This window comes from Streptomyces sp. NPDC032745 (genome assembly GCF_055579465.1).
On sequence record NZ_JBVING010000001.1, the window covers coordinates 483,858 to 498,521 of the forward strand.

The window sequence follows — 14,664 nt, forward strand, 5'->3', positions numbered from 1 at the left end:
GCGGGGAGGGCGGAAGCTTACGCCAATTGTGGACTAGACCATTCTGTTCTGTCCATCCAATGACGGGCTCTGCCACCCCGTCACTTCCTCCAACAGTACGCGGACGGAGCCCCTCCTGGATACTCCTGAGTAGTCGCCGTGGGGAAAGTCATGGCCTCTACCCGGGGTACGCTCGCCACGTGCCCTCCATGAACGACCTCGTACGCCAGCACACCGCTCTCAGTGAAACCGACCTGGAGTGGCTCCACCTGCTGGTCTCGGAGTGGCAGCTGCTCTCCGACCTCTCCTTCGCCGACCTCGTGCTGTGGGTTCCCACCCTCGACGGCACCCGGTACGTCTCGGTCGCACAGATGCGCCCCAACACGGGCCCCACCTCGTACCAGGACGACATGGTCGGCCACCTGGTGCCGCGCGGCCGGCGCCCGCTGCTGGACGCCGCGCTCGACGAGGGCCGGATCGTGCGCGAGGGCGACCCGGAGTGGCGCGAGGAGGTGCCCGTCCGCGTCGAGTCCATCCCGGTGCGCCGCGAGGGCCGGGTACTCGGAGTGATCGCCCGGAACACCAACCTGCTCACTGTGCGTACACCCAGCCGGCTGGAGCTCACCTACCTCCAGTCCGCCTCCGACCTGGCCCAGATGATCGCCGCCGGAACCTTTCCGTACCCCGGCCAGCAGGTGGACATGGACGCCTCCCCGCGGGCGGGGGACGGCCTGATCCGGCTCGACGCCGACGGGGTGGTCACGTACGCGTCCCCGAACGCGCTCTCCGCCTACCACCGGCTCGGCCTCGCCGCCGACCTCGTCGGCCAGCACCTGGGCACCACCACCGCCGAACTCGCCCCCTCCCGCGGCCCGGTGGACGAGGCGATCGTCAAGCTCGCCAGCGGCTGGGCCCCGCGCGAGACCGAGATCGAGGGCAACAGCGGGGTCATCCAGCTGCGGGCCATCCCGCTCAAGCCGAAGGGCACCCGGATCGGCTCCCTCGTCCTGTGCCGGGACGTCACGGAACTGCGCCGTCGCGAACGCGAATTGATCACCAAGGACGCGACCATCCGGGAGATCCACCACCGGGTGAAGAACAACCTGCAGACCGTGGCGGCACTGCTGCGGCTGCAGGCCCGGCGGATGGATTCCGAGGGCGGCCGCGAGGCGCTCAACGAAGCCGTGCGCCGTGTCGGTTCGATCGCGATCGTGCACGAGACGCTCTCTCAGAACCTGGACGAGCGCGTCGAGTTCGACGAGATCGCCGACCGTGTCATCGCGATGGTCGCCGAGATCTCGCCGGGCAAGGTGGAGTGCCGGCGTACCGGCCGGTTCGGGATCCTGGACGCGGAGGTCGCCACGCCGCTGTCGATGGTGCTGACCGAGATCCTCCAGAACGCCCTGGAGCACGCCTTCACCCAGGGGGAGGGCGGCCGGGTGGAGGTGTCCGCGACCCGCACCGGCACCGGCCGTACCGACGGCCGGCTGCTGATCACGGTGCTCGACGACGGCTGCGGTCTGCCCGAGGGCTTCGACCCGCAGCGCGCCGGAAACCTCGGGCTGCAGATCGTACGGACCCTCGTGGAGGGCGAGCTCGGCGGCACGTTCGACATGCTCCGGGCCGAGCCGCGCGGCACCAAGGTCGTCCTCGACGTGCCGGTCAGCCCGCAGAAGTAGCGGCGAAGCGGCAAGGTGATCGTCACCCAGTGTGACGAAGCGTGTCCCGGACAGCACTGAGCCCCGGACCGAAGGTTCTCGGTCCGGGGCTCAAGAGCACGTTGCTGAGCGCTTGTCAGGTGTTGCTACGCGCTGCGGCTCGAGGCTCGAAAGTCGATGTCAGGCGGTGGCGTTGCGCGCCCGATTGCGAGCGGCGCGGCGCTTCATCGCGCGGCGCTCGTCCTCGCTGAGACCGCCCCAGACGCCGGAGTCCTGACCGGACTCGAGCGCCCACTGCAGGCACTGCTCCATGACGGGGCAGCGGCGGCAGACGGCCTTGGCTTCCTCGATCTGCAGCAGCGCAGGACCGGTGTTGCCGATGGGGAAGAAGAGTTCCGGGTCTTCCTCGCGGCAAACGGCGTTGTGACGCCAGTCCATGGCTGCTCCATCTCCTTGTATTGCGGGCAGGTTGCTTGTGAATGTGAACGCTTTCACGAATCCCCCCGTGAGGGAAGGGCGACCAGCCAGTTTCCTGGAAGGTCAGTCAGGGACTCGTGGAGGGGTTCTGGCGGTCTGTGTGGGTGCCGGGTTCTGCGGGCTGTCCCGATCGCCATGAAGAGATTCGCAAACCTCGGACGGGGATACAACCCCTTCCGGAAAGTTTTTTTTGATTCGTCGGTGTCTACTAGGTCACAGCCCTACATCGTGAGGGTGGACCGGCGTGTAAACGTTCGAGTGAAAGGACTTTGGGCCCTTCTACTCACACAATCACACGCAGTGCACGGCGTACGCCTGTGAACCGAACGCTGGTGCGCAGACCGAGGTGGTCTCCGTCCATCTGGAACGGAAGGGGAACCTTCGAATGCAAGGTGAAGTCGGTCAGATCGTGCAGAGACACTGCGTGCTTGCCCTGCGGACCCCGCTCAGGAGTCGAGGTCAGGAGCTGTGTTGCGTAGCGGGCGACGGCCGGAGTTGACAAACGGTTGAGTGCCAATACGTCAAGCGCAGTATCGAACGACGCCTCCGGAGAGGCGTAAAGCGGGCGATTGCCCAGATACGTCCACGGCGAGGTGTTGCAGACTATCGACAGCACCAGGCCGGTGACGGGATCCGCGCCGGGGCGCTCCAGCGTCACCGTGCCGTGGCGGCGGTTCGGGTCGTCCCAGAACTGACGCATCAGCTGTCGTACGTACAGGGCGTGTGTCGAACGCTTGCCGCGCTCCCGCTGCTGCTCGACGCGGCCCACCACCCCCGCGTCGAAACCGAAGCCCGCGCAGAACGTGAACCAGCGTGCCGGAACCGACTCGTCCTCCGTGCCCGGGGTGCCGGCCGCCAGCCCGAGGCCCACCGTCCGCTCGCGCTGTTCCCGCAGTGCGTCCAGCAGGGCACCGGTCGCCTCGACCGCGTCGTTGGGCAGCCCGAGCGCGCGGGCGAACACATTGGTCGAGCCGCCGGGGACCACCGCCAGCCGGGGCAGCCGCTCCGGATCCGGCCCGTTGTGCAGCAGCCCGTTGACCACTTCGTTGACCGTGCCGTCGCCGCCGAGCGCCACGACGAGATCGATGCCGTTCTCGGCCGCCGTGCGGCCCAGGTCCCGGGCGTGCCCGCGGTACTCGGTGGTCACCGCCTCCAGCTTCATCTCGCTGGCCAGGGCATGGGTCAGGACATCGCGCGTGCGCGCACTGGTGGTCGTCGCTGCTGGGTTGGCCACGAGAAGTGCACGCATGACCGCCAGCCTACCGACCCGTTCATATGCGGCCCATACTGCCCGTCCCCTCCGGGGGCGCGGGCGCGCGGCTACCCTGCTGTGGTGAGTACGAAGCCCACCCCCGCCACGGCCCAGCCGACCGCCCCGCTGCCCGGACGGCTCACCGCCGCCGCCGCGCTGACCGCCCTGGAGGGCCTGGCGCTGGCCGGCCTCGGCGTCTACCTGCTGTTCGTGGGCATCGCCGGCGACCCCGACTCCCCGCAGCAGGCCGAGACGGGCGGGATCACCCTGCTCGCGCTCGCCGCACTGCCTTTGATCGCGGCGCGCGGGCTGAGCCTGGGCCGCCGCTGGAGCCGCGGGCCCGCGCTGATCACCCAGCTGATGGCGCTGCCGGTGGCGTGGACCCTGTACTCCACGGGCGGGGCGATGATCGCCGCCGCCGTGGCGCTGGCCGTGGCCGCGGTGGCCGTCGTGGCCCTGCTGGTGAACCCGACGGCGACCGAGGCGCTGGGAATCGGGCCCGGCGAGCAGACCCGATAGCCCGTACGAGCTCCACGAGCGCTGCGGCCCGTACCCGTACTCCTACTCCTCGACCAGGAGCTTCTCGCGCAGCTGGGCCAGGGTGCGGGCCAGCAGGCGGGAGACGTGCATCTGCGAGATGCCGACCTCCTGCGCGATCTGCGACTGGGTCATGTTGCCGAAGAACCGCAGCAGCAGGATCCGCTTCTCCCGTGGAGGCAGCCCCTCCAGCAGCGGCTTGAGCGACTCGCGGTACTCGACGCCTTCCAGCGCCTCGTCCTCCGCGCCCAGCGTGTCCGCGACGGCCGGCGACTCGTCGTCGGTGTCCGGGACGTCCAGCGAGAGCGTGCTGTAGGCATTGGCCGATTCCAGTCCCTCCAGCACCTCCTCCTCGGAGATCCCGAGCCGTTCCGCGAGCTCGTGGACCGTGGGGGAGCGGCCGTGCTGCTGGGACAGCTCCGCCGTGGCCGTGGTCAGCGAGAGCCGCAGCTCCTGCAGGCGCCGCGGCACGCGCACGGCCCAGCCCTTGTCGCGGAAGTGCCGCTTGATCTCGCCGACCACGGTGGGCGTCGCGTACGTGGAGAACTCGACCCCGCGGTCCGGGTCGAACCGGTCCACCGACTTGATCAGGCCGATCGTGGCGACCTGCGTCAGGTCGTCCAGCGGCTCACCGCGGTTGCGGAACCGCCGGGCGAGGTGCTCGACCAGCGGCAGGTGCATCCGCACGAGCCGGTTGCGCAGCTCCGCCTTCTCCACCGAGCCGTCGGGCAGCGCCCGCAGCTCGATGAACAGGGCCCGCGCCCCGCTGCGGTCGCGCGGATCGGGCAGCGCCGTGGACACCGGCAGCACCGGCAGCGCCGGTGCCGGTTCCGTGTCCGGGGCAGCGGCCCCGGGTGGCTGTGAGGATTGTGGTTCTTCGTGCTGGTTCTCGCTCATAGGGCCCGCCCGTCGCTCCGCCGAGTCCAAAAAGCCGTCTTCCGCATCCGCGTCAGCCGGGTGCGGCCGGGCGTGCTGCTGCTCCGGGATGCCGCCGTCGACCTCGTGCCGTACCCGGGGCCGATCCCCGCCCCGCACCGGGATCTCCCCGCCGCTCACGCCGGGCCTGGACCCGCGCCGCGCTGTTTGTAGAGGCTGATGCTCACCGTCTTGTCCTCCTCGACGGTGGACTCGACCTTGCCGGCCAGCGCCGACAGGACGGTCCAGGCGAACGTGTCGCGCTCGGGCGCACGTCCGTCCGTGGTCGGCGCCGAGACGGTCACCTCGAGCGAGTCGTCGACCAGCCGGAACACGCAGCTGAGGACGGAGCCCGGCACGGCCTGCTGAAGCAGGATCGCGCAGGCCTCGTCCACCGCGATGCGGAGGTCCTCGATCTCGTCGAGGGTGAAGTCCAAACGTGCCGCGAGGCCGGCCGTGGCCGTCCGCAGCACCGACAGGTAGGCACCCGCAGCGGGCAGCCGGACTTCCACGAAGTCCTGGGTCCCGGGCTCGCCTGCGATCTGGGACACCCTCACCTCCAAGGTGGTACGAGCTCTGTTCGCCGGTGACGCTACCGCGATCCGGGCGATCGTGTCGCGGCACCCCTGATGACGCCCGTTCCAGACACCCCCGCCCATGGCCAGTGACTGATGGTAAGCCCATGGGTACGCACAGTGGCTAGGGGTCTGCGGGCCCAAATCAGGGGAACCGGCGGAGGGTTGACCTACCCCGGTTCAGACGATCGAACCGTCGACAAAACACCACCGCCACGTCTCGCCCGGCTCGAAGCTTCGCATGACCGGATGGCCGGTGCTCTGATAGTGCGCCGTGGCGTGCCGGTGCGGCGAGGAGTCGCAGCACGCCACGTACCCGCACCCCAGGCACATCCGCAACTGCACCGGATGGCTGCCGAGCGCCTGACATTCGGGGCAGGTCAGGGCAGTCGGGACGGGCTCGGGGCGCGGCAGTTCGGCAACGTGGGTGCACTCGCTCATGATGGCCAGCGTACTGACGTGCGGGCGCCGCAGGACGAATGCCGATCAGCGACGACGAGCGAGGGTGGATCTTCGATGGAGGTATTGCCGCTGGTGGCGCTGGTGGCGGGCAGCGCGATCGTTGCGGGGGCCGCCCGCTGGACCCGGGTGCCCGCGCCCCTGCTGCTGGTCGCCGCCGGCCTGATGGCCTCGTACGTCCCGGGCGTGCCCTCGTACGGCCTCGACCCGCACATCGTGCTGCCGCTGCTGCTCCCGCCGCTGCTGTACACGGCCGCGGTGGACAGCTCGTACCTGGACCTGCGGGCGAACGTACGGCCCGTCGCGCTGCTGTCGGTCGGGTACGTGCTCTTCGCGACGCTCGCGGTCGGGTACGCGGCGTACCTGGTGGTGCCGGGGCTGTCGCTGCCGGTGGCGCTGGTGCTGGGCGCGGTGATCGCGCCGCCCGACGCGGTGGCCGCGACGGCGATCGCCCGCAAGCTCGGGCTGCCGAACCGGATCACGACCATCCTGCAGGGCGAGTCCCTGGTGAACGACGCCACCGCGATCACCGCGTACAAGGTGGCGCTGGCCGCGGCTGTCGGGGTGAGCGCCGGCTGGGCGGGCGGGATCGCGGAGTTCCTGCTGGCCTCGGTGGGGGGCGTCGGGGTGGGCCTGGTGCTGATGGTGCCGATCCACCACCTGCGCAAGCGGCTGCGGGAGCCGCTGCTCCAGAACACGCTGTCGCTGCTGATCCCGTTCGTGGCGTACGCGGCGGCCGAGCGGGTGCACGCCTCGGGCGTGCTGGCGGTGGTCGTGGTGGCGCTGTACCTCGGGCACCGCAACTGGCAGGTCGACTTCGCGACCCGGCTCCAGGAGGAGGCGGTGTGGAAGATGGTCGCCTTCATCCTCGAGTCGGTGGTCTTCGCGCTGATCGGCCTCCAGCTGCCGGTGGTCCTGAAGGGGCTCGAGGAGTACGCGGGCTGGGACGCGGCCTGGTACGCGCTGGCGGTGTTCCTGGCGGTGGTGGTGGCCCGCTTCGTGTGGGTGTTCCCGGCGACGTTCGTGCCGCGGCTGTCGGAGCGGATCCGGGCCCGGGAGCCGGACACCAACTGGAAGGCGCCCGTGATCGTGGGCTGGGCCGGGATGCGGGGGGTGGTCTCGCTGGCGATCGCCTTCTCGGTCCCGATCAGCGTGCCGCACCGGAACCTGATCCTCTTCCTGACCTTCACGACGGTGATCGGCACGCTGGTGGTGCAGGGCCTGACGCTGCCGCCGCTGATCCGGCTGCTGCGGCTGCCGCCGCGGGACCTGCACGCGGAAACGCTGGCGGAGGCGCAGGCCCAGAGCGAGGCCTCGCGGTCGGCGGAGGACCGGCTGGCGGAGCTGCTGGCCGAGCCGGAGAACGCGCTGCCGCCACCGCTGGCGGAGCGGCTCCGCACGGTCATGGAACGGCGGCGCAACGCGGTGTGGGAGCGGCTGGGGGAGGTCAACCCGGTCACCGGCGAATCGGCGGACGACGTCTACCGGCGCCTCGCGCGGGAGATGATCGCGGCCGAACGCGAGGTGTTCGTGACCCTCCGGGACCACCGCCGGATCGACGACGAGATGCTCCGGGGCCTGCTCCGCAGACTGGACCTGGAGGAAGCGGCGGCGTACCGCGAGGACGCGGCCTGATCCCCGCGCACGGGGGAGCGGGCTACGGGGTGGCCCTGTCGCCGGCCGCCCGCCGGTACCGGCGCCGCACGTCCCCCGTCACGGGCGGCCCGTGACGACGGCGGTCAGGGCCGTCCCCGGCGGGAAGGCGCCCGACTCCGTCAGGGACGCCAGGGCCCACAGCAGCTTGGCCACGTAGATCCGCTCCACCGGAAACCCGTGCCGCTCCTCGAAGTCGGCGGCGAACTCGTCCAGTACTGCCGGGACGCGCGCGTAGCCGCCGTGGTGGAAGCCCTCCGCCAGGTTCCAGAGCCCGGCCGGGCCCCCGAAGGCCGCCTCCTGGAGGGAGCGTATCTCCGCCCCGAGGAACTCACCCGCCAGGACGGGAACGCCCAGCGCCCGCTGGCCCGGGGCCAGCCCCGCCGCCAGGCCGGCCAGGGTGCCGCCCGTACCGCAGGCCACCGCGACCACGTCGGACATGCCGCGCAGCTCCCGCCCGAGCTCGGCACACCCCTGCAGGGCGAGGGCGTTGCTGCCGCCCTCGGGGACCACGTACGAGCCGGCCGCGCCGGCCCCCGCCAGCAGCCGGGCCAGCACCTCGGGTTCGCCCTTGCTGCGGTACTCCGAGCGCGTGACGAAGTGCAGCCGCATCCCGTCCGCCGCGCACCGGGCCAGGGAGTCGTTGAGGGGCCGGCCGGCGAGCTCGTCCCCGCGGACGATCCCGACGGTCGGCATCCCCAGCAGCCGCCCGGCCGCCGCGGTGGCCCGCAGATGGTTCGAGTACGCCCCGCCGAAGGTCACCACCCCGGCGAAGCCCCCCTCGACGGCGGCCCGCAGATTCGGCGCGAGCTTGCGCCACTTGTTGCCGGGCAGCTCGGGATGTACGAGGTCGTCCCGCTTCAGCAGCAGCCGTACCCCGTACTGCCCGAACCTCTCGTCACGAACCTCCAGCAGCGGGGAGGGCGGCCGGGGCTGCAGGACGACGGCGGGGTCGGGGCCGGGGGAGCGTTTCACCCGTCCATTGTCCGCCGTGCCCCTGCTCACAGGTGGATCGGCGACTTCCTGCCCGCAGGGGGCGGGCAGGGTCGGCGGGATGCCGGTCGTGGGCCGGCTATTTGAGGCGTTCGCCTACGCGGGCGCGGAAGTCGTCCATCCGAAAGCCCCTCGGGTCGGGTTTGCCGGGCTGCCATTCGAGGTGGCCGATCACCGAGCGTTCGGTCCAGCCGTGGATGCGGCAGACGGCTGCCGCCGCGCGGGCCATGGCGTCGAGTTGGACCTCCGGCCAGGGGTCTTCGCCGTCGCCGAGGTTTTCGCACTCGAAGCCGTAGAAGTGCCGGTTGCCGTCGGTGTCCGCGTGGCGGTCCGGCGGGAGCCGCTTCTCCGCGATCACCGCCGCCAGGACGTCGGAGTCGCCCAGTCCGGCGTGGTTGGCGCGGCCGTAGCCGACGAGGTGGACCCGGCCGTCCTTGGTGATCACGCCGTGGCAGAGCGGGCCGGGGAGGGCGTCGTCGCCGTCGCGGCAGAGCTCGACCGTGAACTTCGTGCCGTGCGTGACGGTGTGGTGGATCATCACCCCGTTCACCGGGCCCCACGGGCCCTTGTGGTTGCGGTTGTGGGTGCGCCAGGCGCCGACCTCGACGACGGTCAGACCCTCGGCCCGCAGTGCGTGGATGAACCGGTCCGCGGACATGGGTGCGGACATGGCCGCCTCCTCTCCGGGTGCGCGGTGGTCACCTTGCGTGTCCACCTCGTTGCACTCCGGTGTAGTGGAGGCCGCCCCTCCGGGCTAGTGCCTTCGTACAGTGAGCGAGCCGATCCGGACACTCGTCCCGACCGGCCCACCCGTCACGGGAGTTACGCGGACGCCAGCCACAGGTCCGGTCCGAACACCTCGTAGTGGATGTCCGCGGCGGAGACCCCCCTGGCGAGCAGCTGCGCGCGTACGGCCCGCATGAAGGGGAGCGGCCCGCACAGGTACGCCGTGGTGCCCGGGGCCACCGGGACGTCCGAGAGGTCGAGTCGGCCCTCGCCGTCGCCCGGCTCGGCGTCGGCCTCGTACCAGAAGCGGGCCGAGGCGTCGGGCAGCTTGTGCGTCAGCGCCCGGTGGTCGCTGCGCAGCGCGTGGTCGGCGGGGGAGCGGTCGGCGTGCAGGACGGTCACCGGGGCCGCGTGCCCGGTGTCGGCGAGGTGCGCCAGCATCGACAGCATCGGGGTGCAGCCGATCCCGGCCGAGGCGAGCAGGACCGGGGCCGCGGAGTCGCGCAGGACCAGGTCGCCGTACGGGGCCGAGACCCGCAGGGTGTCGCCGGCCGTGATCCGGGCGTGGAGGTGGTTCGAGACCTCGCCGTCGGGGCCTGCGCCCCCGGGGCCCGCGGCGGCCGGGCCGTGGACCCGCTTGACGGTGATCGAGCGGACCGGGGCGCCGGGGGCGCCGGAGAGGCTGTACTGGCGTATCTGGCGGGCCCCGTCGGCCAGTTCGACCTGGACCGAGACGTACTGGCCGGGCTTGAAGGAGGGGGCCGGGGAGCCGTCCGCCGGGGTCAGGTGGAAGGTGGCGCAGTCGGTGGTCTCCTCGACGCGGGCGGCGACCGTCCAGGTGCGCCAGACGTCGCCGGCGAGGACCTGCTGCTCGGCGTGGAGCCGCTCCTCGATGGCGGTCAGGGCGTTGGCCATCAGCCAGTAGACCTCGCCCCAGGCCTCGGCCACGTCCGGGGTGACCGCCTCGCCGAGGACCTCGGCGATCGCCGTGAAGAGGTGGCGGTGGACGACCGGGTACTGCTCGCGGGTGACGCCGAGGGAGGCGTGCTTGTGCGCGATGCGGTGAAGCATCACGTCGGGGCGGGTGTCCGGGTGGGCGACGAGGTGGGTCGCGAAGGCCGCGACGGAGCCGGCGAGGGCCTGCTTCTGGAGGCCGGCGTTCTGGTTGCCGCGGTTGAACAGGTCGCGCAGCAGCTCGGGGTGGGCCGCGAACAGCTTCGCGTAGAAGAGCTCCGCGATGTCGCCGATGGCCGCGCCGACGGCGGGCAGGGTGGCGCGTACGGTCTCGGTCGACTTCTCGGACAGCATCCGGAGCTCCTCGTCGGTCGTTCTCGGTAAATTGGTATGTGAGATGCGTATTTTTGGGTACGGGTACACCCGTTCGGGCCGCTGGTGTCCCGCGGTGGGAACCGGCCATCCGGCCCCGGCTCAGCGGCTTCCGGCCGGGGTTCCGGCCGGGGTTCCGGTCCGCCCCGGCGGGCCGCCCGCAATGCCCAGCAGCAGCGGGCCGGTGGGCGCCGCGACCAGGTCGTTCACCGTCAGCGGGTCCAGTGCGGCGAAGAAGGCCTCCTGGGCCCGGCGCAGTGCGCCCCGCAGGACGCAGGCCCCGCGCAACGGGCAGGGGGTGGTGCCGTCGCAGTCCACGACGTCGCCCGCACCCTCCAGTTCGCGGACCACCCCGCCCACCGAGGCGGCCCGCCCGGCGGCGGTCAGGACGAGCCCGCCGCCGCGGCCGCGCCGCGCCTCGACCAGGCCGAGGTGCTGCAGCCTGGCGACCACCTTCGCCGTGTGCGTGTAGGGGACCTCCATGGTCGCCGCCACGTCGCGCGTGGTCGGGAGGTCCGCCTCCGCAACCGCCAGGCGCATCAGGACGCGCAGCGCCAGGTCGGTGAATCGGGTCAGCCGCATGGCCTCACCCTAGAAAACTCGCATCCTGGATGCAAATTAAACAGGCGCTCCGAGGGGCCGGATGGCTGGAACCGGTGGGATGAGAGAGGTCTCGAGTGAAGGAGGTGAACTCCAAAGAGTGCCCACGCCCGGACGGAGTAGTCCCACCCTTTTGTGTAATGGTCCCACCACGTTCCGTACTGGAAGGCTGCATCCCGCAGATCCATGGAGTGATCGAAAGGGAAACACATGTCGGTCCAGGCAGGTTCCGAACCCGAGGTCCAGACACCACAGCGGAGTCTTGCGACATCGGCCGCGCGGAACTTGGCAACCACGACCAAGTCCGCCCCGCAGATGCAGGAGATCACCTCGCGGTGGCTCCTGAAGATGCTCCCGTGGGTGTCCGTCCAGGGCGGCACGTACCGGGTGAACCGGCGGCTGAGCTACTCGGTCGGCGACGGACGCGTGGAGTTCATCAAGACCGGGACCCAGGTCCAGGTCATCCCGGCCGAGCTCGGCGAGCTCCCGCTGCTGCGCACCTACGAGGACCTGGACGTGCTCTCCGAGCTCGCCCAGCGGTGCCGGCAGGTCGACTTCGAGGCGGGCCAGGAACTGACCTCCTTCGGGAGCGCCTCCGACCAGGTGTTCCTGCTCGCCCATGGACGCATCGACCAGGTCGGCCCCGGCCCGTACGGCGAGGACGCGGTCCTGCGGACCGTCGCGGACGGCGCCTACTTCGGTGAGGACTCCCTCGTCGACGAGGAGGCGATCTGGGAGTACACCGCCCGCGCCGCCACCTCCGGCACCGCGCTCGTCCTGTCCCGCCAGGACTTCCAGCTCCTCGCCGACCGGGTCGACTCGCTGCGCGCGCACGTGGAGGCCCAGCGGTCCCTGCCGGCCCAGCGCACCAACAAGTACGGCGAGGCCGCGATCGACCTCTCCGCCGGCCACCGGGGCGAGGCCGTCCTCCCCGGCACCTTCGTGGACTACGAGGCCAAGCCGCGCGAGTACGAACTCTCCATTGCACAAACGGTCCTGCGGGTGCACACGCGCGTCGCCGACCTCTACAACCAGCCGATGAACCAGACCGAGCAGCAGTTGCGGCTCACGGTCGAGGCGCTGCGCGAGCGCCAGGAGCACGAGATGCTCAACAACCGCGACTTCGGCCTGCTCCACAACGCCGACTACGACCAGCGCATCCAGCCGCACGACGGCGGGCCCAGCCCCGACGACATGGACCAGCTGCTCAGCATGCGGCGCGGCTCCAAGCTGTTCCTCGCCCACCCCAAGGCCATCGCCGCCTTCGGCCGCGAATGCAACAAGCGCGGCCTGTACCCGGAGTCGATCGACGTCGACGGGCACCGGGTGCCGTCCTGGCGCGGGGTGCCGATCTTCCCGTCCAACAAGATCCCGATCAGCGACGCCCGCACCACGTCCATCCTCTGCATGCGCACCGGCGAGGACGAGTCCGGCGTCATCGGCCTCCACCAGCCGGGGATCCCGGACGAGATCGAGCCGAGCATGTCGGTGCGCTTCATGGGCATCAGCGAGCAGGCGATCATCTCGTACCTGGTCACCGCCTACTTCTCCGCCGCGGTGCTCGTGCCGGACGCGCTCGGCATCCTGGAGAACGTCGAGATCGCCCGCTGGCGCTGAGCGGCCGGCCGAGCAGCACAACCGGGGATCGAGGACACGCCATGGGGACCACTGAGGCGATCACGACCGGCGAGGGGCAGGAGGCCGCGGCCCTGCTGGAGCGGACAAGAGAAACGGTCAACCCGGAACTGCGCCGCACCGTCGAGAACCTCCCGGGGGCGATGCGGCGCGTGGCGATGTACCACTTCGGCTGGGAGCACGCGGACGGCACCCCGGCCGCGGGCAACGCCGGCAAGGCCATCCGCCCCGCCCTCGTGCTCGCCGCGGCCCAGGCCCTGCGGGGCCCGGACGCCAAGACGGCCGAAAGCGCGGTACGGGCGGCGGTGGCCGTGGAGCTCGCGCACAACTTCACGCTGCTGCACGACGACGTCATCGACAAGGACACGAAGCGCCGGGGCCGGCCCACGGCCTGGACCGTCTTCGGGCTACCGGACGCGATCATCACCGGCGACGCCATGATGGCGCTCGCGCTGCGGCTGCTGGCGGAGGATCCGCACCCCGCCTCGGCGCGGGCCTCGGCGCGGCTCGCGGCCTGTGTCATCGAGCTGTGCGCCGGCCAGCAGGCGGACTGCGCCTTCGAGCAGCGGCCGTACGTCTCGCTCGACGAGTGCCTGACCATGGCGACGGCCAAGACCGGAGCCCTGCTGGGCTGCGCCTGTGCGCTCGGCGCGCTCTACGCGGGCGCCGGGCCGGACGAGGTCGACGCGATGGACGCCTTCGGGCGGGAGGCCGGGCTGGCCTTCCAGCTGATCGACGACCTGATCGGCATCTGGGGGGATCCGGGGCACACCGGCAAACCCGCCGGGGCCGATCTGATCGCCCGCAAGAAGTCCCTCCCGGTCGTGGCCGCCCTCACCTCGGGCACCGCGGCCGGCGAGGAGCTGGCGGCCCTGTACGCGGGTCCCATGGCCGAGGACGACGTGCGGAAGGCGGCCGACGCGGTGGACCGGGCCGGCGGGCGCGACTGGGCGCAGGCCCATGCCGCGGACCGGATGGGCCGGGCGGTGCAGCTGCTGTCCCGGGCCGTGCCGGACCTCGGGGCGGCGGGCGGGCTGCTGGCGCTGGCGGAGTTCGTCACGCGGCGTACGCGGTGAGCCCGTAGCGCGGAGAAGGCCGTACCCGAGCCCGTGCGCAAGCCCTGTTCCGGCACTGCATCGTGCCGGAACGGGGCTTTCCGCTGTTCCGGGCCAACTCTAGGATCGCCCGCGGCAGTTGAAACGTGAGCGAAGGGTGTGACCAGTGGCGCTGGAGATACGTCAGGCGGATCAGTCGGACCGGGACGCGGTGGCGCGGCTGCTCGACGAGGCCTTCCGCACCGACCCGGTGAGCAGCTGGGTCTTCCCGGATCCGGAGCACCGGGCCGCGGTGCACGGCAGGTTCCTGGGCGTCTTCGTGGACGTGGCGCTGGCCGAGGGCCGGATCGACTACGCGGTGGACGGCTCGGCGGCGGCGCTGTGGCTGCGGATCCCGGCCGGGGATCCGGAGGGGGAAGCCGCCGAGGACGACGTCCCGGCGAGGATGCGCGCGGTCGCCGACCCCGACAACGAGCGGTGCGAGCTGGTCGGCAGGCTGACGGGCGCGGTGCACCCGACCGCCGAGGAGCACGAGTACCTGCTGATGATCGCGGTCGCCCCGGGCCGGCAGGGCGAGGGGCTCGGGACCGAGCTGATGCGGCCGGTGCTCGAGCGCTGCGACCGGGAGGGCGTGCCCGCGTACCTGGAGGCGAGCAGCGAGCGCAGCAAGGGCCTGTACGAGCGGCTCGGCTGGGAGTTCACGGGCGCGGCGGTGCAGCTGCCGCAGGGGCCGCTGATGTGGCCGATGTGGCGCAAGCCGCAGGGGACGACCTCGTCCCGTACGGACTGACCACTGCATGCGCAGTGCTCCGCCCGGGCGATTT

The 14,664-nt window shown here is 71.5% G+C and carries 15 protein-coding genes; 6 read left to right on the forward strand and 9 right to left on the reverse strand.

All coding sequences use genetic code 11. The features are described 5' to 3' along the window. Nucleotides 1-188 precede the first annotated feature (188 nt). Entirely contained in the window at nt 189-1,658 is a 1,470-nt protein-coding gene (locus tag ACZ5WG_RS02155; RefSeq protein WP_468720498.1) for a sensor histidine kinase, read from the forward strand. A 159-nt stretch (nt 1,659-1,817) separates the two neighbouring features. Here ACZ5WG_RS02155 and ACZ5WG_RS02160 read toward each other — a convergent pair whose 3' ends face one another. Then, entirely contained in the window at nt 1,818-2,075 is a 258-nt protein-coding gene (locus ACZ5WG_RS02160) for a WhiB family transcriptional regulator (RefSeq protein ID WP_004937597.1), read from the reverse strand. A 322-nt stretch (nt 2,076-2,397) separates the two neighbouring features. Then, nucleotides 2,398-3,363 (reverse strand): diacylglycerol/lipid kinase family protein, encoded by a 966-nt coding sequence (locus ACZ5WG_RS02165; protein ID WP_468719962.1) that lies wholly within the window; start codon nt 3,361-3,363, stop codon nt 2,398-2,400. An 84-nt stretch (nt 3,364-3,447) separates the two neighbouring features. Here ACZ5WG_RS02165 and ACZ5WG_RS02170 point away from each other — a divergent pair, with 84 nt between their 5' ends. Next, the gene (locus tag ACZ5WG_RS02170) at nt 3,448-3,885 is read left to right on the forward strand and encodes a hypothetical protein (protein WP_468719964.1); all 438 of its coding nucleotides are present in this window, start codon (nt 3,448-3,450) and stop codon (nt 3,883-3,885) included. 42 nt (nt 3,886-3,927) lie between these two features. Here the strand turns inward: ACZ5WG_RS02170 and ACZ5WG_RS02175 are convergent, their stop codons facing one another. From ACZ5WG_RS02175 to ACZ5WG_RS02185, 3 genes are all read right to left on the reverse strand, one after another. Next, nucleotides 3,928-4,944: an RNA polymerase sigma factor SigF gene (locus ACZ5WG_RS02175; protein ID WP_468720500.1), complete on the reverse strand. Its 1,017-nt coding sequence runs from the start codon at nt 4,942-4,944 to the stop codon at nt 3,928-3,930. Nucleotides 4,945-4,955: 11 nt separating this feature from the next. Next, nucleotides 4,956-5,369, reverse strand: coding sequence for an ATP-binding protein (locus ACZ5WG_RS02180; protein WP_030291315.1), 414 nt, complete (start codon nt 5,367-5,369; stop codon nt 4,956-4,958). A 204-nt stretch (nt 5,370-5,573) separates the two neighbouring features. Continuing rightward, nucleotides 5,574-5,834, reverse strand: coding sequence for a UBP-type zinc finger domain-containing protein (locus ACZ5WG_RS02185; protein WP_468719965.1), 261 nt, complete (start codon nt 5,832-5,834; stop codon nt 5,574-5,576). Nucleotides 5,835-5,909: 75 nt separating this feature from the next. Between ACZ5WG_RS02185 and ACZ5WG_RS02190 the strand changes: the two genes are divergently transcribed. Further along, nucleotides 5,910-7,487, forward strand: coding sequence for a Na+/H+ antiporter (locus ACZ5WG_RS02190; RefSeq protein ID WP_468719967.1), 1,578 nt, complete (start codon nt 5,910-5,912; stop codon nt 7,485-7,487). A gap of 78 nt (nt 7,488-7,565) precedes the next feature. Here ACZ5WG_RS02190 and ACZ5WG_RS02195 read toward each other — a convergent pair whose 3' ends face one another. The 4 genes from ACZ5WG_RS02195 to ACZ5WG_RS02210 form a co-directional block, all read right to left on the reverse strand. Continuing rightward, nucleotides 7,566-8,480, reverse strand: coding sequence for a 1-aminocyclopropane-1-carboxylate deaminase/D-cysteine desulfhydrase (locus ACZ5WG_RS02195; RefSeq protein WP_468719968.1), 915 nt, complete (start codon nt 8,478-8,480; stop codon nt 7,566-7,568). Nucleotides 8,481-8,577: 97 nt separating this feature from the next. Further along, the gene (locus ACZ5WG_RS02200) at nt 8,578-9,168 is read right to left on the reverse strand and encodes an N-acetylmuramoyl-L-alanine amidase (protein WP_468719969.1); all 591 of its coding nucleotides are present in this window, start codon (nt 9,166-9,168) and stop codon (nt 8,578-8,580) included. Between the two features lie 152 nt (nt 9,169-9,320). Further along, nucleotides 9,321-10,532, reverse strand: coding sequence for a globin domain-containing protein (locus tag ACZ5WG_RS02205; protein WP_468719971.1), 1,212 nt, complete (start codon nt 10,530-10,532; stop codon nt 9,321-9,323). 120 nt (nt 10,533-10,652) lie between these two features. Then, complete coding sequence (locus ACZ5WG_RS02210; protein WP_468719972.1) at nt 10,653-11,132, reverse strand: RrF2 family transcriptional regulator; 480 nt, start codon at nt 11,130-11,132, stop codon at nt 10,653-10,655. Nucleotides 11,133-11,360: 228 nt separating this feature from the next. On the opposite strand from ACZ5WG_RS02210, the gene ACZ5WG_RS02215 reads away from it, so the two are divergent. The 3 genes from ACZ5WG_RS02215 (at nt 11,361) to ACZ5WG_RS02225 (ending at nt 14,630) form a co-directional block, all read left to right on the forward strand. Beyond that, nucleotides 11,361-12,767, forward strand: coding sequence for a family 2B encapsulin nanocompartment shell protein (locus ACZ5WG_RS02215; RefSeq protein WP_468719973.1), 1,407 nt, complete (start codon nt 11,361-11,363; stop codon nt 12,765-12,767). A gap of 41 nt (nt 12,768-12,808) precedes the next feature. Continuing rightward, nucleotides 12,809-13,861, forward strand: coding sequence for a family 2 encapsulin nanocompartment cargo protein polyprenyl transferase (locus tag ACZ5WG_RS02220; protein WP_468719974.1), 1,053 nt, complete (start codon nt 12,809-12,811; stop codon nt 13,859-13,861). A gap of 145 nt (nt 13,862-14,006) precedes the next feature. Further along, nucleotides 14,007-14,630 (forward strand): GNAT family N-acetyltransferase, encoded by a 624-nt coding sequence (locus ACZ5WG_RS02225; RefSeq protein WP_468719975.1) that lies wholly within the window; start codon nt 14,007-14,009, stop codon nt 14,628-14,630. Nucleotides 14,631-14,664 lie beyond the last annotated feature (34 nt).

Coding starts and splice junctions, on each gene's coding strand:
- ACZ5WG_RS02190 (WP_468719967.1), top strand. CDS start 5,910: ATGGAGGTATTGCCGCTGGTGGCGCTGGTGGCGGGCAGCGCGATCGTT.
- ACZ5WG_RS02200 (WP_468719969.1), bottom strand. CDS start 9,168: ATGTCCGCACCCATGTCCGCGGACCGGTTCATCCACGCACTGCGGGCC.
- ACZ5WG_RS02215 (WP_468719973.1), top strand. CDS start 11,361: ATGTCGGTCCAGGCAGGTTCCGAACCCGAGGTCCAGACACCACAGCGG.
- ACZ5WG_RS02205 (WP_468719971.1), bottom strand. CDS start 10,532: ATGCTGTCCGAGAAGTCGACCGAGACCGTACGCGCCACCCTGCCCGCC.
- ACZ5WG_RS02210 (WP_468719972.1), bottom strand. CDS start 11,132: ATGCGGCTGACCCGATTCACCGACCTGGCGCTGCGCGTCCTGATGCGC.
- ACZ5WG_RS02160 (WP_004937597.1), bottom strand. CDS start 2,075: ATGGACTGGCGTCACAACGCCGTTTGCCGCGAGGAAGACCCGGAACTC.
- ACZ5WG_RS02220 (WP_468719974.1), top strand. CDS start 12,809: ATGGGGACCACTGAGGCGATCACGACCGGCGAGGGGCAGGAGGCCGCG.
- ACZ5WG_RS02185 (WP_468719965.1), bottom strand. CDS start 5,834: ATGAGCGAGTGCACCCACGTTGCCGAACTGCCGCGCCCCGAGCCCGTC.
- ACZ5WG_RS02155 (WP_468720498.1), top strand. CDS start 189: ATGAACGACCTCGTACGCCAGCACACCGCTCTCAGTGAAACCGACCTG.
- ACZ5WG_RS02165 (WP_468719962.1), bottom strand. CDS start 3,363: ATGCGTGCACTTCTCGTGGCCAACCCAGCAGCGACGACCACCAGTGCG.